This is a genomic window from Mesobacillus thioparans (assembly GCF_965138835.1).
GTDB classification, from domain to species: Bacteria; Bacillota; Bacilli; order Bacillales; family Cytobacillaceae; genus Mesobacillus; species Mesobacillus thioparans.
Map to the genome: position 1 here is coordinate 191,865 of NZ_CBCSFH010000008.1, position 18,525 is coordinate 210,389.

The following is an 18,525-nucleotide window of genomic DNA, read 5'->3' on the forward strand; positions in this document are numbered from 1 at the left end:
CCCCACATTAAGTGGGGAATGTTATCTCCTGAATTCTCTTAACTGCTCATTAAGCGTCTTTGTCTGTGTGTATACATTCTGATAGATTGAAAAGAGCTTTTTATATTGTTCAACATTTTCCGGGATTGGCTCATATGTTTTCGAGACTTGGATGAATGCTTTTGCGCAATCCTTCAGAGATGAAAACCAGCCAGATCCATATGCAGCAAGCATCGCCGCTCCCATTCCAGGTCCCTGTTCACTTGCTAGCTTTTCGATTTTCGCATTGAAGATGTCTGCCTGCATTTGCAGCCACGTTTCGTTTTTCGCTCCGCCGCCGATGGAGATGATGGAATCAATCATCTTTCCGCTGCTTCTGAAGATCTCAATCGATTCATTCAAGGAGAAAGTGATTCCTTCAAGCACGGCGCGTGCAAAGTGCTTGCGCTCGTGTGAAGCATCGATGCCAATAAAGCTCCCGCGAATGGCTGAGTCTGCATGTGGCGTTCTCTCCCCGACGATATAAGGAGTAAATAACAGCCCATTACTGCCGGCTGGCACCTCATCTACTCCAGCTAAAAACTGGTCAAACTCTTCCTGTTTTGCAAAGGTATCCTTGAACCAGCTTAGACTGTAACCGGCTGCCAGCGTCACGCCCATCGTGTAATATGCATTCTCTTCCCCATGATTAAAATAATGAACCTTTCCTGCAAAATCGAGGTCATTTCTTTCTTCATAAGATAGAACAACACCAGAAGTGCCGATGCTGCACAAGCTTTTCCCTTCTGATAAAATCCCGGAGCCAATCGCGCCGCAAGCATTATCAGCACCGCCTGCAAACACTTTTGTTCCTTCTGCTAACCCTGTTGCCTTCTTTAATTCAGGTGAAATATTGCCAACGAATTGATGTGATTCCACCAATGGAGGACAAAATTCAGGAGAAAGTCCAAATGCATCGAGGATTTCATGACTCCATTGACGCTCAGCCACGTTCAACATTAAAGTCCCGGCAGCATCCGAGTAATCCATCTGGATTTCCCCAGTAATGCGATAACGCAAATAATCCTTAGGAAGCACAAAAGTGCTGGCACGTTCAAATACCTGCGGTTCATTTTCTTTTACCCAGAGGATCTTTGGCAAAGTAAAACCTTCCAATGCAGGATTCTTTGTTACCTCCAGCAGCCTCTCTTTGCCAACAACACTGTAAATTTCCTCACATTGCTTCGTCGTTCTCGTATCATTCCATAAAATCGCATTCCTTAAGACCTGATGATTTTCATCCAATAAGACAAGTCCGTGCATTTGCCCGGAGAAGCTGATGCCTTCGATTTCACTGGCATCCCCATCAAATTGCCCTAATAGTTCAGCAAGACCCTCAGTGGTTTTTTCAACCCATTCTTCAGGGTTCTGTTCACTGTAACCAGATTTTTCAATGATCAGCGGATAAGATTTGGAAACTTCCTTGCACACTTCTCCATTTTGATTGACCAGCAGTATTTTAACGGCACTTGTGCCAAGGTCCACACCGATGACATATTTCATTGTGATCCTCCCATTCTATAGAAAGGGGGCTGTCTAACAGGGCTGGTCCTCATAGTAAGGACTTAGCTCTTCACTTTTTAGACAACCCCAATGCTTATTTAAAAATTATACTGTTACGCTTGAAAGAGTTTCCAGCAGGTATTGATTGATGACTGCTTTTAAGCGTTCTGTTCTTCCAGACAGGTTTTTGATTTCCGTTAATTGATAAGCATATTCTTCAAGTTCACGGAAGTTAGTCTTGCCCTCTGCAATCTTCAAGCCGATTCCAGTAGTATAGCTGCTGTAGCGTTCTTCAATGAAGCTATCAAGCACTTTATCTTCTATTAATTTGTTTGCAACTTTCAGGCCTACTGCAAATGCATCCATGCCTGCAATATGTGCGTGAAACAGATCTTCCGGCTCAAAAGAACCTCTTCTTACTTTTGCGTCGAAGTTCAAGCCGCCGCTTCCCAGGCCGCCATTTTTCAGGATTTCATACATTGCCAGTGTGTTAGTATACAAATCTGTCGGGAATTCATCTGTGTCCCAGCCAAGCAGAGTATCACCCTGGTTCGCATCCACTGAACCCAGCATTCCGTTAATGCGTGCTGTTCTAAGTTCATGCTCAAAAGTATGGCCGGCTAGTGTAGCGTGGTTTGCTTCAATATTGAACTTGAAGTAGTCTGTCAGGTCGTATTTTTGCAAGAAAGCAAGACCAGTAGCAACGTCAAAGTCATATTGGTGTTTAGTTGGTTCTTTTGGTTTTGGCTCAATCAGGAATGGAACAGCCAGACCGATTTCTTTTGAATAATCAACCGCCATATGGAAGAAGCGGGCCAGGTTGTCCTGCTCAAGCTTCATATCTGTATTAAGCAGTGTTTCATAGCCTTCACGGCCGCCCCAGAATACATAGTTTTCGGCACCAAGTTCTTTTGCCACTTCAAGACCCTTTTTCACCTTCGCCGCAGAATATGCAAATACATCAGCATTTGGAGAAGTCGCAGCTCCGTGAGTATATCGTGGATTCGTGAACATATTCGCCGTGTTCCAGAGTAACTTTGTCTTGCTTGTTTTCATGTAGTCTTTGATCATGGAAACAATTGCGTCCTGGTTTTCGTTCGTTTCCTTTAAAGTGCTGCCTTCTGGAGCGATGTCCACATCATGGAAAGCAAAGAAAGGAACATTCAGTTTTTCAAAAAGTTCAAACGCAGCCTCAACACGTGCTTTTGCCAGATCCATGCCCTGGTAACGGTCCCATGAACGGATCGCAGTCCCAACACCAAATGGATCAGTTCCATCAGCAGTAAAGGTATGCCAGTAAGCTACAGAGAAACGAAGAATTTCCTCCATTGTTTTTCCATTGATTTTTTCTTCCGGATTATAATATTTAAATGCAAAAGGATTGTTGGAGCGTGGACCTTCAAATTGGATTTTGTTCACTGATTCAAAATAAGCCATGCCGTAATTCCTCCCTGGTTTTTAATGTAAATGCTTACAAAAAAATTGTTTATACAACTTTGCTACAAACAAATTATAGCATCCGACACTTAGTTTGTCTATCTGATAAACTAAGATAACCCAAAGAAATTTTGAAGCTTTATCAATAGATTCACAACAAAACCCATCATCATCACTACACACCTATCTTATTGTCCATGCTAGTGTGAAAAGTTATTTAATGAATGATCGAAAGTTTGTATGTTTGAACAACTAAGTTTGTGTTAAAATAAAGATATTATCGTATAAGGGGTTAAAAAAGTGGGAACTTTGACGTGGAATCAGCATGTTGTAAAGAAAAACAATAAAGCACTTGTCCTGAGTTTGATCATTGAAAAAGAGACGATTTCCCGGGCAGATATCGCCGGTGTAACAGGATTGAATAAGACGACTGTTTCTTCTTTAGTCAATGAATTATTAGAAGAAGATCTTATTTATGAATCTGGCCCTGGGGTATCAAGCGGCGGCAGGAGGCCAGTCATCCTCCATTTCAATAAAAAGGCTGGATATGCGATTGGCATCGACATTGGCGTCAATTATATCTTAGCGGTTTTAACTGATTTAAAAGGACAGATCATCGTTGAAAAAAGCCAGAACTTAACTCGGACTTCTTATTCTGCCATTATGAATAACGTTCAAACGATGATTCAATCCCTTATGGAAAATATGCCTGAAAGCAGATACGGGATTGTCGGTATTGGTGTGGGTGTCCCGGGAATCGTTAATAAAGAAGGATCCGTCCTGCTTGCTCCCAATTTAGGGTGGACGAACATTCAACTGAAAGAGGACCTGGAAAAGATGTTCAATGTCCCAATCATCATTGAAAATGAAGCAAATGCCGGAGCTGTTGGCGAGCAGCAGTTTGGCGCAGGTCAGGATTATGAAAATATCCTTTATGTCAGTGCAGGAATTGGAATCGGTGTCGGTATTATTTTAAACAATGAGCTCTACCAGGGGAAAAGTGGATTTTCAGGTGAAATGGGCCACATGATTATTGAATTGAACGGGAAACACTGTAACTGTGGCAGCAGAGGATGCTGGGAAGCTTATGCCTCTGAAAACGCCCTGCTGGAAATGGCCGGAGAAAATATTGATTCACTGGAATCCTTGATTGAGCTTGCTCAAAACGGCGAGAAATCAGCAATCGACCTTTTTGAAAAGATTGGCCAATACTTAGGCTTCGGAATCAATAACATCATTAATACCTTCAATCCTGACCAGGTGATCATCGGGAACCGTTTAGCCATGGTGAGGGAATGGATTGAGCAGCCTATCCTTACAACGATCGAGAACCATACACTTGCGTTCCACCAAAAAGAGACGCACCTGGAGTTTTCAAAGCTTGGAAAATATTCAACTGCTCTGGGAGTATCCGCTTTTGTCGTAGACAATTTTATTAAGACAGAAGAAGCATAAATCATAAACAAAACCCGATTCAGCCACTGAATCGGGTTTTTCTCTGTTGAATTTTAACGATCACCATAAGGATTAATCGTTTGGATCGTGCCATCTTCGTTATATTTTAGTTCCGTGAACTTCACCGAACGTTTATGGTTCACGCCGCCGGACATTGAGCAATCATGGTAGAATAAATACCATTTATCCTTGAACTCAACAATCGAATGGTGGGTTGTCCAGCCGCTGACAGGTGTAAGAATCGTGCCTTTGAACACAAATGGCCCCTGTGGATTCTCGCTGACAGCATAAACAATTTTATGAGTGGTGCCTGTAGAATAAGAAAGGTAGTAAAGTCCATTGTACTTATGGACCCATGGACCTTCAAAATATCTGCGGTCCTCATCACCTGCTAGAATCGGGTTGCCATCTTCATCGACAATGGAGATCTCCTTTGGTTCCCCTTTGAAGTTCAGCATATCATCGGTTAATTCAGCAACGATTGGACCTAAAGCAGGTGCCGTCGGTGCTGGGCCTTCAGCATCAGGAATGAACGTACCTGTCTGCCATTTCTCAAGCTGACCTCCCCAGAGGCCGCCAAAATAGACATACGCTTTATCATCTTCATCCACTAATACTGCTGGGTCAATGCTGAAGCTGCCAGGAATATAATTCGGCTCAGGCTTGAAAGGCCCCGCAGGATTCTGGCTTGTCGCCACGCCGATCCTGAAGATTCCCTCTTGATCTCGCGCCGGGAAAAATAAATAATATGTATTGTTTTTATAAGCAGCATCAGGAGCCCACAGTTGCTTGCTTGCCCACGGGATGTCCCTCAAATGAAGCGCTTCCCCATGGTCAATACATGGAGCATCGGCATCTTCCATGGAAAGGACATGATAATCCTCCATCTTATACTGATCACCATTATCATTTGAAGGCTCATCATGATCAAGATCATGCGAAGGATAAATATAAAGCTTCCCTTCAAAAACATGTGCGGAAGGATCTGCCGTAAAAATATGCGTAACTAAAGGTTCATTCTGCTTGGAATTTTTCACACTGATAACCTCCATGTTCATATTGATGGGACACACATGCCCCTAGTTATTATCGTATTTTTATACTGTAACCTCTTCATTCTTCTCAAAAGAGGAATAGCAGGCATCAATGACACGCATATTTGCGATCGTCTTTTCTGCTGGATAAATCAAAGGTTTGTTTTCAAGAATCGCTTCTGAAAAATGATCTACTTCAGCTAAATAAATGTCGCCTTCAACCTGCTCGGTTCTTTGCTGGCGATCAGATTCAACCCTTATCGAACCAACACCGTTACTGACATCCGGTCGGAAAGCATTAGGTACCAGGACTCTTCCCTTAGTTCCGACTACCTCATATTCATTTCTGAATGATGCTTCGAAGCTGCAATCAAAAACACCTTGAATACCTTGATCGAATTCCAAGTAGACAACAGCTGAAACATTTACGCCAGTATTGGAGTCAAGCTTACCATGTACATGGATATTCGCAGGCTCAGCCTCTAAAATCGTCCGCATCGCATGGATGCAATAACAGCCAACATCATAAATACTGCCCCCGCCCAGACTTCGATCCATGCGGATGTTTGTCTCACGGTCCTCCATGTAAAAGGAGAAACTGCTTCGCATCAGCTTTACTTCCCCAATCTCTCCAGAGGCGATGATTTCCTTCACACGCTCATGCTGAGGATGGAATTGATACATAAAGGCTTCCATGAATAATACATTCTGTTCCTTGCAATACCTGTCCATCTCGATTATTTCCTCTGCAGTTAGAGCTGCCGGCTTTTCACAAAGAACATGCTTACCATACCTGGCCGCCTCGAGAACCCATTTCCGGTGAAGGCTGTTAGGCAGCGGAATATAGACAGCATCAATATTCGGGTCTTGCAGCAGTTCTTCATACGTTTCATATGCTCTTGGAATATTCAGTTCCGCAGCTGCCGCTTCAGCTTTGCCATTCGAACTGGCAATCGCTTCAACCTCTGCAATTGCAGATCTTTGAATGGCAGGAATGACTTGCGTCTGCGCTATGTTAGCGGTACTGAGGATTCCCCATTTAATTTTCCGCATGAAACATTCCTCCTTAATTATACGTCCTTAAGAATGGACTGACTATTTCTTGCTTGAAATATCAATCCAAACCGCGACAATCAATATCAAGCCTTTCACAATATACTGCCAGAAGGTCTCGATGTTCATCATGCTCATTCCATTATCAATACTTGCCATGATCAATGCACCGATCAGCGCACCAACAATTTTTCCTTTGCCGCCAATCAAGCTTGTTCCGCCGATGACACAGGCTGCAATCGCATCGAGCTCATACATATTACCTGCGCTTACGGTTGCGGCGTTCAATCTGCTTGTCAATAAAACACCTGAAACCCCGGCAAGGGCCCCCATGGAGATGAAAACCCACAGTGTATTCTTTTTAATATTAATGCCGGAAAGCGCAGCAGCTTCCTGATTGCCGCCAATCGCATATACATATCTTCCAAATGCTGTTTTATTGGAGAGAAAAATAAAGATTCCGGCCAATACAACTACAATCAAAATAGGAAGCGGGATTCCCAGATAGCGGTTTAACATATAAGTAATCAATAGGATGAAGAATGAATAGGCGGAAATTTTGCCATAATCCAGTTTAGCAGACGGCAGAATCAGACCCATGCTTTCTCTCTTTTTTCGGTTTCTGGCAGTCCAAAAGAATAACAAGACAATGCTGATGACTGCAAGAATGTACCCCGGAATGTAAGGGAAATAGCTATTCCCGATTTCTTTAAAGCTGGCATTCATCGGGGCAACAGTCTGCCCTTTGCTGAGGCCAATCAAAATCCCGCGGAAGATCAACATTCCGCCAAGGGTAACGATGAAGGCTGGTACGGCCCGGTAAGCGACCCACCATCCCTGCCATAATCCAAAGACGGCTCCGACTACGACTGCAGCAAGCACGGCCATCAAAGTGTTCCAGTCATACCATACCTGCAAAATTGCAGCGATGCCGCCTGTCAAACCGACTAATGAACCGACAGATAAATCAATATGGCCGGCGACAATAATTAAAGTCATCCCAATTGCAAGAACCGCAATCACGGACATTTGCGTAAATAAGTTTGATATATTGCGCGAAGATAAGAACTCTCCGCCTGTAAAAAAGCCAAAAATAATCGCTATCAAAACCAATGCAATGATAAGAGTGTATGCCTGCATGTCAAACTTAAAGCTGAGTCCCCTATTCACCTTTGCTGAATTCTCAACTGTTTGCAATTGATTCACGTTTCTTCCCTCCTGTTGCGAATGTCATGATTTTTTCCTGTGTCGCTTCGTCTCTTGAGAGTTCTCCTGTAATGGTCCCTTCTGACATGACCAGAATCCTGTCTGACATCCCCAGGACTTCCGGCAGCTCGGAAGAAATCATGACAATCCCTACTCCTTGCTGGACAAGCTCATTGATGATCTTGTAAATTTCATACTTCGCCCCAACGTCAATCCCTCTCGTCGGCTCATCCAGGATCAATACCTTAGGTTCATTCAGGATCCATTTACTTAAAACGACTTTCTGCTGGTTCCCTCCACTTAATTGCCCCACCTTCGTTTCCAGGTTTGGAGCTTTCAGCTTCATCCTATTGTTGATTTCAGAAGCACTTTTCACTTCAAGAGCCTGGTCAATCACCTTCAGTTTCATGACCTTGTTTAAAGCAGTCAATGTTGTATTCTTGGCTATGTCCATTCCAAGCACGAGGCCATATCGCTTTCGGTCCTCAGATACGTAGGCAAGTCCTGCTTTTATGGCATCTGCAGGCTTTTTTATATTCATTACCTTATTATCAATAGAAACAGTGCCCTGCTTCTTTCCTTTCAGGCCGCCAAAAAGACTGATGAATAATTCCGATCTTCCTGCGCCCATTAACCCCGCAATCCCTAATATTTCGCCTTTCTTCACGGAAAAAGACACATTATCAATAACCGCTTTTCCGCTTTCATCGAACGCTGAGTAATTTTGAACATCAAGGATCTTTTCACTGCTGATAGGGTGCGCTTCATATGGAAACAGCTCCTTCAACTCACGGCCCACCATCTTTGTTACGATTTTATCCTCTGATAGCTCATGAATTGGATCAGTGCTGACTGTCTGACCATCTCTTAAAATCGTGACTGAATCCGCCAGTGCCATTACTTCGCCCAGCTTGTGGGATATATAGATACAAGTAACGCCTTTAGCCCGAAGATCATTGAGCAGCTTCATCAAGATTTCTACATCACTTTCAGTCAATGCTGCAGTCGGCTCATCAAGAATCAATATATCGGTCTTTTTCGTTAGAGCCTTTGCTATTTCAATCAACTGCTGCTTTCCGACTGTCAAATCTCCCACTCTGGTCTGCGGATCAATATCCAAACCAATTTGGTCCAGCCACTTTTGCGCTTCCGAATAAATCCTGTTCCAATTGATGATTTTCGCTCTCATATAGTCGTGACTTAAAAATAAATTCTCGGCCACAGACATTTCCTCAACTAGTGCCAGCTCTTGATAGATGATTGCTACACCGGCATCCTGTGATTCTTTGATCGATTTAAACTGAACTTCCTGGCCATTTATTAAAATCTGTCCCTCATATGTACCATATGGGTAGACCCCACTTAAAACTTTCATCAAGGTTGACTTGCCAGCCCCGTTTTCTCCACAAAGTGCATGTATTTCACCTTTACGGACTGAAAAAGTAACATTGTCCAAAGCTTTAACACCAGGAAACTCCTTCGTAATCCCCTTCATTTCGAGTGCATACGGTTTCATTCCTGATTCACCACCTTAAGCTTAAATGTCTTATTTGATATACTTCCAAAAGAAAAACTCCTGGCATACAAATTTAAAGCCAGACTGACTGCCTATCATTTGATTTGCCAGGAGCGTTAATTAATCTTGATTCCTTTTATTAAGGGCGTGCTGGACGCTCACCTTCAGGAACATTTTTATAAACATCATCATAAGAGTGGAATCCATCCTTGATGACTGTATCAACAATGTTTTCTTTTCCTACCTTGATTGGATCAAGCTTGATGAAAGGCACATCCAGTTTTCCATTATTCACTGTTGAATCAGCTTCAGGTTTTTCCCCCTTAGCCAGTTGTACGGCAACCTCAGCACTTTTCTCGGCAATCACTTTAATAGGTTTATAGACTGTCATAGTTTGAAGCCCTTCAGCAATACGCTGAACACCTGCCAAGTCAGCATCCTGGCCCGAAATGGCAACCTTACCTGCAAGGCCCTGAGCCTCTAGTGCCTGGATTGCTCCGCCAGCCGTACTATCATTCGAGGCAACCACTACATCAATATCATTTTTATTGGCAGTCAAAGCATTCTCCATGATCTTAAGCGCTTCGTTAGCGTCCCAGCCTTTTGCCCACTGATCACCAACAACTTCAATATCGCCTTTATCAACAAGCGGCTGAATGATATTCATTTGGCCCTCTCTGAACATTTTTGCGTTATTGTCAGTCGGGGAACCGCCCATCAAGAAGTACTTTCCTGTTGGCACTTTTTCTACTAAATATTCAGCCTGCATTTCTCCAACTCTTACATTATCAAAGGAAACATAAGCATCAATATCAGTACCATTTACCAAGCGGTCATAAGCAAGTACTGGTATCCCTTCAGCCTTCGCCTGGTCCACTACCGTTGTAAGAGCATCAGAGTTGATTGCGATAATGACCAGTGCATCGATGTCTTGAGAAATCATGTTCTGAATCTGTGAAACTTGTTTCGCCTCATCACCATTTGCCGATTGAACCAATACATCTGCACCTAATTCCTCTGCTTTATCAACAAAGAAATCCCTGTCATGCTGCCAGCGCTCCAAGGTTAAGTCAGAAACCGATAGACCGATTCTCAACTTGCCATTCCCCTCATCTTTGGCGTCACTGCTGGCCACTTTGCCGCCAGCATCCTGTCCGCAGCCAGAAACAACAAGCACTAAAAGAAAGACAAGTAGACCCGATAGAAAACCCTTACATTTTTTCATGAACCATTTCCCCCTCTTATTTTTTAATTGTTTAATTAATTTCATTTTAACAACGGAATCTTAGTTTGTCTATAAGATAAACTAAGTTTATTTTACTCTAAGTTGGAGAAGTGATTGTGCGTTTATAACATTTAATTCCAGCTCATTTTTGCTAAATTTTCTAAAGGGGGATTAAATATGGAATGATGTCTTGGAGTTCCAAGATAGCAAAAAGGAGAGTGTGTCGTGTACTCTCCTTTTACCTACTAGTTTACTTGGTTGATAAAAAACAAAAAGAAATCCCTAATCCTCTATCTGATAAACCCTCGCCTCATGCGGATCAAGCAGGTTTTCCCCATTACCTGTCCCTGGTTTGTAATTGCTGATAATCAGCTGTTTTCCCTTTTGCTGCAGTTCTCCAGGGAAAGTAAAGGTTTGCTGTTCATCTGAATGGTTCAGGACAATTAGCCATGTTGTTCCGTTGTATGAACGTGTGTAAACGTACAGATTTTGATCATCAGGCAATAGATCCTGATAATCTCCGTATACCACAACCTCATTTTCTTTTCTCAGGCTGATCAACTTTTTGTAGTAATAATAGACGGAGTCCTGGTCTTTTAATGCGGCCTCCACATTGATGTGTTTATAGTTCGGATTGACTTTGATCCATGGCTCGCCGTTTGTAAAGCCAGCCTGTGGAGCATCATTCCAATGCATCGGTGTTCTGGAATTATCCCGGCTCAGTAGCAGCAGGCTTTCAAAAACCTCCTTAGGATCACGTCCTTTTGCTACTTCTTCATGATATTTGTTTCTCATGGCAATATCGTTATATTCCTCGATCGAGTCAAACCTGGCTCCGGTCATCCCGATTTCTTCGCCCTGATAAATATAAGGAGTTCCAGGCAGTGTATGAACCATTGTCGCCAGCAGCTTGGCAGACTGCTCACGGTATTGCCCGTCATTTCCATAACGAGTCACTTGCCTTGTATGGTCATGATTGTTCAGGAATTGAGAGTTCCAGCCTTTTCCCTTTAAGCCATCGTACCAGCTTGATTGGATTCTCTTAAAACGGCTCATATCCCATGTTGGCATTTCGTCGGCCACCTGAAAATGGAATAAGGTATTCAGCTCGTTTCGGTCTTCATCGACATAGAGAAGCCCCTCTGCTGGCGTAACAAAAGGAATTTCGCCTACTGTCATGGCATCATAATGTTGGAGTACCTCGCGATTCATTTCCTGCAGGTAATCATGAATTCCTGGGTTGTTGGCAAGGTAACTGATATCATATGGATTTTCGGCGTCTGAAAAATCCTCTCTTTTAGCAAGAAGATTGATCACATCCATACGGAAACCATCAATTCCTCTATCGAGCCAGAACCTCATCATTTTGTAGATTTCGTTCCGGAGGTCAGGATTTTTCCAGTTAAGGTCCGGCTGCTCCACCGCGAAAGAGTGATAATAATATTGCCCTGTTGCAGGATCAAGCTCCCAGCATGAGGGTGCAAAATAGGAACGCCAGTTATTCGGCTCCTTGCCTTCCTTTGGATCCTCCCAAATATACCAGTCCCTCTTCGGGTTATCTTTAGAGGAGCGGGATTCAAGAAACCATGGATGCTGATCAGATGTATGGTTTACGACTAAATCCATGATCACCTTCATGCCCACGTTATGGATTTCCCGGACCAATTCCTGAAAAACAGCCATGTCTCCAGCCTTCTCCATTACACGATAATAATCAGAGATATCGTAGCCATTATCACGGTCTGGAGATTCATAGAAAGGATTCAGCCAGATCACGTCGATCCCAAGGCTTTTAATGTAATCGAGCTTTTCGATTACTCCCTTCAAATCACCATATCCGTCACCATCGGAATCATAAAAGCTCCGCCAGTAAACCTGGTAAACAACAGCCTCTTTCCACCATCTTTTCTTCATGCCAGCACCTCAGTTCCATGAAAAAGGGCCCATAATAGGTCCCTTCATTATTTTGTTAATCGATACACCCTTGCTTCATAAGGCTGAAGCGTCAATTCATCGATGGAATCATTTTCGTCAACTTCAAGATTTGAGATCAGCAATTCCTTTGATGAGTAACGTACACTTTCAGGAAGCGTGAAGACAGGATTCTGGTCGCTGAAATTACAGATCACCAATAATTGATCATCCCCAAGTGTCCGGGTATAAGCAAATATCTGCTCATCCTCTTCCATTACTGCATCATATGTGCCGTATACGACTACTTCGTTTTGCTTTCTTAGTTCGATGAGCTTCTTATAGTAATAGAAAATAGATTCCTCATCTTTTAAAACTGCTTGGGCATTGATCGTCTCGTAATTAGGATTCACATTGATCCATGGTGTCCCAGTTGTAAAGCCGGCATTGGCGCTGCTGTCCCACTGAACAGGAGTCCTTGCATTATCACGGCCGCGCTCATGGATTCCCTTGAAAATTTCTTCATGTGTCAATGAATCCGGAGTTAAATCACGATAAGCATTCAATGTTTCGATATCCCGGTAATCATTGATATCATCGAATTTCACATTCGTCATGCCGATCTCTTCGCCCTGATAAATATATGGCGTACCTTGCATCATATGGAGGCAGGTGGCAATCATCTTGCCAGATAAAACCCTGTATTTATCAGAATCATTGCCCCAGCGTGAAATAGCCCGCGGCTGGTCATGGTTGCTCCAGTAAAGACTGTTCCAGCCGTCCTTTTCCAGTCCCTTCTGCCATTTAGTGAAGATTTCCTTCAGCTGTGTCAGCTTCCATTCACGCGGATCCCATTTGCCGAATTGGCCATCGCCAAGGCCAACATGTTCAAAATGGAACACCATATTCAATTCCTTGCGATCGGTACCTGTGTATAGCTTGCCTTCCTCAACCGTAACACCTGGCATCTCACCAACTGTTATCGTGTCATAGCTACTTAGTGCTTCTTTGTTCATTTCCTGGAGAAAATCATGGATTTTCGGGCCATTCATATAATACTTGCTTCCATGCCCATATTTATGCCCTTCCCGGACTTCTCCCTGAGGATAGCTTGTATCTTTTGAGATGAAGTTGATGACATCCATCCTGAATCCGTCAATGCCTTTATCCAGCCAAAAACGCATCATCTCATATACTTCATTCCTCAAGACAGGATTTTCCCAGTTAAGGTCCGGCTGCTTTTTGCTGAAAAGGTGGAGATAGTACTCGCCTGTCTCTTCATCGTATTCCCAGACACTCCCGCCAAAAGCAGCGCCCCAATTCGTCGGCGGCTCGCCATTCTCCGGCTTTTTCCAGATATAATAGTCTCTGTAAGGATTGTCTTTTGACTTCCGGGATTCCTGGAACCATGCGTGCTCATCGCTTGAATGGTTGACCACCAGGTCCATCATGATTTTGATTCCATGACGGTGAGCTTCTGCCAGCATATTATCAAAGTCCTGCATGGTGCCAAACTCGTCCATGATATTCCGATAATCGGAAATATCATAGCCATTATCATCATTGGGTGATTGATAAACTGGAGATAGCCAGATAACATCAACGCCAAGCTCGCTCAAATAAGGAATCTTTTCCGTAATTCCGTTGATGTCACCTACTCCGTCTCCATTTGAATCATTAAAGCTCCTCGGATAAATTTGATAAATAACACTTTCTTTCCACCAGGTCTTGTTCACATCAATACACTCCGATCCATTTAAAAATCTATTTTATTGCTAAAGCTATTTTATCGAACCTTTCATTACACCGCTAATGATCCATTTCTGGGCAAAAATGTACACGATAATCATCGGTGCTAGAGCCATCAAATATGAGGCAAATGCCAGATTATAATCCGTGCTGAATTGCGACTGGAAAATATACTGAACAAGTGGCAATGTCGCCATATCCCTGTCACTCAGCAAGACGAGCGGCAGCATGAAGTCATTCCATGCTCCAAGACTCGTGATGATTGCGACTGTAGCGTTCATTGGCGCAAGCAGCGGGAAGATGACCTTCCAGAAAACACCCCAGGTACTTGCTCCATCCATGATCGCCGCCTCTTCCAGTTCCACAGGGATGGACTTGATATATCCAATGTAAATGAATACGTTGAAAGATAGATTGAACACGATATACAGGATGATCAGACCTACCAGATTATCCATTCCCCATGCGCTTGTCTGTTTTACGAGCGGCAGCATGATAATCGGAAAAGGTATGAACATCGCACTTAAAAAATAGAAGTATAAAAACTTATAAAACTTCTTATGCATGTTCCTTGCAATCGCGTAAGAAACAAGTGAATTGGTCATTACCGTAAAGATGACCACAAAAACCGTCACAAACGCACTGTTTTTAAAGGCGCTAAAGAAATTTGTCATTTCAATCGCATTGGCAAAGTTATCAAAAGACCATGTTTTCGGCAGCGCCAATAAATTGCCGGCCATTTCAGGCGGAGTTTTAAAGGCGATCGTAACCGTTAAATATAGTGGAAATAGAATCAATAATGAACCTAAAATCAAGAGAGTGGTAATGAGCCAGCTATGCTTTTTGCGATTCATCAGTTTTCCACCTCTCTTTTATTTAAGAATTTTAATTGAACAACAGAGAAGATGATGATGACGATAAAGTAAATGACGGCATTGGCAGATTGATAGGCAAACTGCCCGCCTTCAAAACCTCCGCGGTATATCAGCAAGGAAATCGATTCCGTTGATTTACCTGGTCCGCCGCCTGTCAATGCAACGATCTGGTCGAACACCATCAAGAAGTTCTTAAGAGATAGAACCATATTAATCGTAAAGAACGGCGCGATTAGCGGGAAAGTGATCCTCCAGAACTTCGTCCAAACACCAGCTCCGTCAATGCTCGCAGCTTCATATAAATCCTCGGAAATCGTCACCAGTCCAGCAAGGTAAAGAATCGTATTAAAGGATACAGCCTGCCATACCGCGACAATGACAATCCCAATCCAGGCAAGATCAGGGTTACCAAGGATATTCATGCTAAGGAATTCCCAGCCCATGGCATCGCCGACTCTAGGCAGAACATGGGCAAAAATGAAGTTAAAAATAAAACCAACAATCAATATGCTAAGAATATAAGGCAAGAAGTAGATTGCCCGAAGTGTTTTATGGAATTTAATTTTCGAGTTAAGCCCAATCGCAACGGCAAGGCTTATGATATTTACCAGAATGGTAGAAACAATCGCGAATTTAAATGTGAACAGGTATGCATCACCAGCACGTCCGTCCTTGAATACATTCAAGTAATTTTTTAATCCTACAAAGTTCCAGTCCCCATAACCCTTCCAATCTGTGAAGCTGTAAAAAATCCCCTGCAATGCAGGATAGCTATGAAAAATGAAAAAAAGGATGAAGGCAGGTATGGCAATGACCAGGAAAACATTATTTTTCTTTTTCATGATGACAACTCCTTTTTAGGAAAGCCAGGGATCAAAGGACACCCTGGCTTGTTTGCGGATTAGCGATTTTGAACTTTTTCCCACTCGCTGTCCATTTTTTTCAAGAATTTCTCCTTGTCTTTCTTGATCAAGAATTCTTGTACCAGGTTTTCAGCTCCCATTCCTGCTGGATAATAGTGATCCGGGAAGCTAGTGATCGCACCAGTTTCAAAGTTGCCTTTGATTCCTTCAAATACAGGGTTTTCCTGGTAAACACCTTCGATTGCAGAGAAGGCCTTTTGCTCGTCAATATACTTTTTAGCCGTTTCCTGATTCATCATGAATTCTACAAATTTCATTGCTTCTCCTTTATGCTTTGTATCTTTGCTAACAGTAAGGAGTACGTCCACACCTGATACCAATTTATTTTTTGCCGGGTCGTTTGTGACAGGCATTGGGAATACGCCCAATTCCATGTCAGGATTTGCTTTAAGGATTTCTGGAATTGCCCAGTTACCTTGAAGATAGAATACAGACTTTCCGTTGGCAAAAGCATTGTTACCATCACCGTAGGCTACACCCATATTATCCTTGTGTCCGTATTTCACCAATGTTGCCATCTTATCAGCGACTTCATCATAGCTTTTTACAAATGAAGTTTCTCCTGCATTCTTCTTTTCAGCGAAATCTTCGCCTGCGACATTAGCACCAAGTGAGTTCCAGGCAATCATGCCAGTCCATGCGTCCTTCAATGTAAAGTAAATCGGTGTGTCTCCCGCCGCCTTCACTTTATCAAGGCTTGCGATGAACTCGTCCCAGGTAGTCGGAACTGTTAGTCCATGTTCTTCAAACTTCGCCTTGTTATATATAACAGCATTTGCGTTCGTTGCATATGGCAGACCTAATGTGCCTTTTTCTTCTGGGCCGACAAGACGGTTAATCATATCAATATAAGATGGCTGGACTGACTTTTCCAGTTCTGAACCAGAGAAATCTTCCAATACTCCCGCACGCCCTAATTCACCGTAAGTTGCATTCCCTGCGATGGACATAATATCCGGAAGATCATTTTTAGTAAGGCGTGTCTTCAGGACTGTTTCCGCTTCAGGCGGAGCATCCAGTTTGATCTTGATATCCGGATTTTGCTTTTCGAATTCTTTAATTAATCCCTTATAAGTCTGAATGCTTTCGGATTTATTGGAAAACAGTTCTAATGTTACTTTTCCATCATCTGCTTTGTCTGAAGAGCAGCCTGCCAATAAGGAAGCTCCCATTGCTACTGCCATTATACCTGCTGTCATTTTCTTGAACATGTCTATTCCTCCTAAGTTTTCACGCTATTAACGTAAACGTTTACTTAAATCTCCTGAGAAAAAGAGAGTCATTAAGCTCTCTCTTTTACACTTAATCTTTCAACTACTTTATGAGGCATAATCCGACTTTCCGGAATTTCACCTGATTCTAATATTTTGAATAACATTTGTGCTGATGCTTCTCCCATTTTAACCAGCGGCTGGCCGATTGTTGTAAGCGGCGGGATCGTCATTTCAGCAAGGTTCAGATTATCGAAACCTATCACGGACAGTTCTTCCGGGACTTTTATTCCCAGCTGGTATGCCGCAGATAAAACACCAATGGCAATTTCATCACTGGCCGCAAAAATCGCTGTGACCTCAGGAAATTGTTCTTTCATTTTCCTTAAACCTTCAAGCCCATCATGGAAGCCAAAGCCCTTGCTATTGACGATATTTCTCTCACCGCAAGCAATCCCATGGTCTGCCAAAGCCTTTTGAAAACCATCGATCCTCGGTTTCCCGGCAACGATATCTTCTTTATTCCCGCTGATCATACCGATATCAGTATGTCCTTTATCAATTAAATACTTCGCAGCTGCATAGGCAGCATGAAAGTCATTGACCTTAACATAAGGAACCGGGAATGCATAAGATTCTGTCGATAGGAGAACGATGGGCATTTTTGATTTCATGACATACTGATAATATTCATCCTTCAGTATTTCACTCGCAAAAATGATTCCATCAACCCTTTTTTCGATCAACAGCTGAAGATAGTTCATTGTTTTTTCGCCATTTGATTCAGTATGGCAAACAATGACACTGGAGCCGTTTTCATTCGCCGCCTTCTCGATTCCATCCAGCAAGTCTGTCACCAGCGAGCTGGACAGCTTTGGAAAAAGGACGCCGATCGTATGGGTTCTTTTATTGATTAATCCTCTGGCTACAGCATTGGGCGAGTATCCAAGCTCTTCAATGACCTTCAATACTTTTAGTTTGGTCTTTTCCGAGTAACCAGCCTGGCCATTCAGAATCCTTGAAACTGTTGCTATCGAGACATTGGCCTTCTTGGCAACGTCTTTAATCGTATAAGACATATCCCACCTGCTTTGAACCAAAGATTAATAAAAAAAACGAAAACGTTTACGTAAAGATAATAGCATGTTATGCAAGCCCTTTCAATAGTTATTAAAATAAATATTGAATTTGGTATTTATTTTAATCGGGGGATATTAGTTGCCCGTCTTTAATCTAACATTAGCCATTTCCCTGCATGCTTACTTGCATATAAAAAAAAGCAAAGGATATAGTGATATGCTCCCCTTTAGGTAGACAGATTAAAAATAAAATCTGTTTACTTAATGGGGAGTTTTTATTATGTCAAAAAGGGCCTTTCCACTCCAAGATAAAATTAAGATTATAAAGGC

Annotated in this window: 14 protein-coding genes; 1 reads left to right on the forward strand and 13 read right to left on the reverse strand. The window is 42.7% G+C overall.

The window, feature by feature from the left end:
- Positions 1-21 precede the first annotated feature (21 nt).
- Together xylB and xylA are read right to left on the reverse strand one after the other, a co-directional pair.
- A complete protein-coding gene (gene xylB, locus ACNAZ4_RS14730; protein WP_415815443.1) occupies positions 22-1,521 on the reverse strand; it encodes a xylulokinase in 1,500 nt (499 codons plus the stop codon).
- 105 nt (positions 1,522-1,626) lie between these two features.
- Entirely contained in the window at positions 1,627-2,958 is a 1,332-nt protein-coding gene (gene xylA, locus ACNAZ4_RS14735) for a xylose isomerase (RefSeq protein ID WP_415815445.1), read from the reverse strand.
- 300 nt (positions 2,959-3,258) lie between these two features.
- Between xylA and ACNAZ4_RS14740 the strand changes: the two genes are divergently transcribed.
- A complete protein-coding gene (locus ACNAZ4_RS14740; protein ID WP_415815447.1) occupies positions 3,259-4,413 on the forward strand; it encodes an ROK family protein in 1,155 nt (384 codons plus the stop codon).
- A gap of 53 nt (positions 4,414-4,466) precedes the next feature.
- Here ACNAZ4_RS14740 and ACNAZ4_RS14745 read toward each other — a convergent pair whose 3' ends face one another.
- The 11 genes from ACNAZ4_RS14745 to ACNAZ4_RS14795 all read right to left on the reverse strand — a co-directional run bounded on the left by ACNAZ4_RS14745 (position 4,467) and on the right by ACNAZ4_RS14795 (position 18,195).
- Entirely contained in the window at positions 4,467-5,450 is a 984-nt protein-coding gene (locus tag ACNAZ4_RS14745; RefSeq protein WP_415815449.1) for a glycoside hydrolase family 43 protein, read from the reverse strand.
- A 60-nt stretch (positions 5,451-5,510) separates the two neighbouring features.
- Positions 5,511-6,500 (reverse strand): Gfo/Idh/MocA family protein, encoded by a 990-nt coding sequence (locus ACNAZ4_RS14750; protein ID WP_415815451.1) that lies wholly within the window; start codon positions 6,498-6,500, stop codon positions 5,511-5,513.
- Between the two features lie 42 nt (positions 6,501-6,542).
- Entirely contained in the window at positions 6,543-7,706 is a 1,164-nt protein-coding gene (locus ACNAZ4_RS14755) for a sugar ABC transporter permease (RefSeq protein ID WP_462937935.1), read from the reverse strand.
- Positions 7,684-9,222, reverse strand: a complete 1,539-nt coding sequence (locus tag ACNAZ4_RS14760) for a xylose ABC transporter ATP-binding protein (RefSeq protein ID WP_415815453.1) — start codon at positions 9,220-9,222, stop codon at positions 7,684-7,686. Before ACNAZ4_RS14760 ends, ACNAZ4_RS14755 begins: the two co-directional genes overlap by 23 nt.
- Positions 9,223-9,361: 139 nt before the next feature.
- Positions 9,362-10,447 carry a D-xylose ABC transporter substrate-binding protein gene (gene xylF, locus ACNAZ4_RS14765; protein ID WP_415815455.1) on the reverse strand — a complete coding sequence of 362 codons (1,086 nt, stop codon included), beginning with the start codon at positions 10,445-10,447 and terminating at the stop codon, positions 9,362-9,364.
- A 282-nt stretch (positions 10,448-10,729) separates the two neighbouring features.
- Entirely contained in the window at positions 10,730-12,361 is a 1,632-nt protein-coding gene (locus tag ACNAZ4_RS14770) for an alpha,alpha-phosphotrehalase (RefSeq protein WP_415815457.1), read from the reverse strand.
- A gap of 47 nt (positions 12,362-12,408) precedes the next feature.
- Positions 12,409-14,094, reverse strand: a complete 1,686-nt coding sequence (locus ACNAZ4_RS14775) for a glycoside hydrolase family 13 protein (protein WP_415815459.1) — start codon at positions 14,092-14,094, stop codon at positions 12,409-12,411.
- A gap of 45 nt (positions 14,095-14,139) precedes the next feature.
- A complete protein-coding gene (locus tag ACNAZ4_RS14780; RefSeq protein ID WP_415815461.1) occupies positions 14,140-14,961 on the reverse strand; it encodes a carbohydrate ABC transporter permease in 822 nt (273 codons plus the stop codon).
- Positions 14,961-15,824 (reverse strand): carbohydrate ABC transporter permease, encoded by an 864-nt coding sequence (locus ACNAZ4_RS14785; RefSeq protein WP_415815463.1) that lies wholly within the window; start codon positions 15,822-15,824, stop codon positions 14,961-14,963. Before ACNAZ4_RS14785 ends, ACNAZ4_RS14780 begins: the two co-directional genes overlap by 1 nt.
- A 59-nt stretch (positions 15,825-15,883) precedes the next feature.
- Positions 15,884-17,116: an ABC transporter substrate-binding protein gene (locus ACNAZ4_RS14790; protein WP_415815465.1), complete on the reverse strand. Its 1,233-nt coding sequence runs from the start codon at positions 17,114-17,116 to the stop codon at positions 15,884-15,886.
- 71 nt (positions 17,117-17,187) lie between these two features.
- Complete coding sequence (locus ACNAZ4_RS14795) at positions 17,188-18,195, reverse strand: LacI family DNA-binding transcriptional regulator (RefSeq protein ID WP_415815467.1); 1,008 nt, start codon at positions 18,193-18,195, stop codon at positions 17,188-17,190.
- Between the last annotated feature and the right edge of the window lie 330 nt (positions 18,196-18,525).

Excerpts from the sequence above, each read along its gene's own strand:
- ACNAZ4_RS14790 (WP_415815465.1), bottom strand. The coding sequence starts at position 17,116 with ATGTTCAAGAAAATGACAGCAGGTATAATGGCAGTAGCAATGGGAGCT.
- ACNAZ4_RS14795 (WP_415815467.1), bottom strand. The coding sequence starts at position 18,195 with ATGTCTTATACGATTAAAGACGTTGCCAAGAAGGCCAATGTCTCGATA.
- xylA (WP_415815445.1), bottom strand. The coding sequence starts at position 2,958 with ATGGCTTATTTTGAATCAGTGAACAAAATCCAATTTGAAGGTCCACGC.
- ACNAZ4_RS14760 (WP_415815453.1), bottom strand. The coding sequence starts at position 9,222 with ATGAAACCGTATGCACTCGAAATGAAGGGGATTACGAAGGAGTTTCCT.
- ACNAZ4_RS14750 (WP_415815451.1), bottom strand. The coding sequence starts at position 6,500 with ATGCGGAAAATTAAATGGGGAATCCTCAGTACCGCTAACATAGCGCAG.
- xylB (WP_415815443.1), bottom strand. The coding sequence starts at position 1,521 with ATGAAATATGTCATCGGTGTGGACCTTGGCACAAGTGCCGTTAAAATA.
- xylF (WP_415815455.1), bottom strand. The coding sequence starts at position 10,447 with ATGAAAAAATGTAAGGGTTTTCTATCGGGTCTACTTGTCTTTCTTTTA.
- ACNAZ4_RS14770 (WP_415815457.1), bottom strand. The coding sequence starts at position 12,361 with ATGAAGAAAAGATGGTGGAAAGAGGCTGTTGTTTACCAGGTTTACTGG.
- ACNAZ4_RS14780 (WP_415815461.1), bottom strand. The coding sequence starts at position 14,961 with ATGAATCGCAAAAAGCATAGCTGGCTCATTACCACTCTCTTGATTTTA.
- ACNAZ4_RS14785 (WP_415815463.1), bottom strand. The coding sequence starts at position 15,824 with ATGAAAAAGAAAAATAATGTTTTCCTGGTCATTGCCATACCTGCCTTC.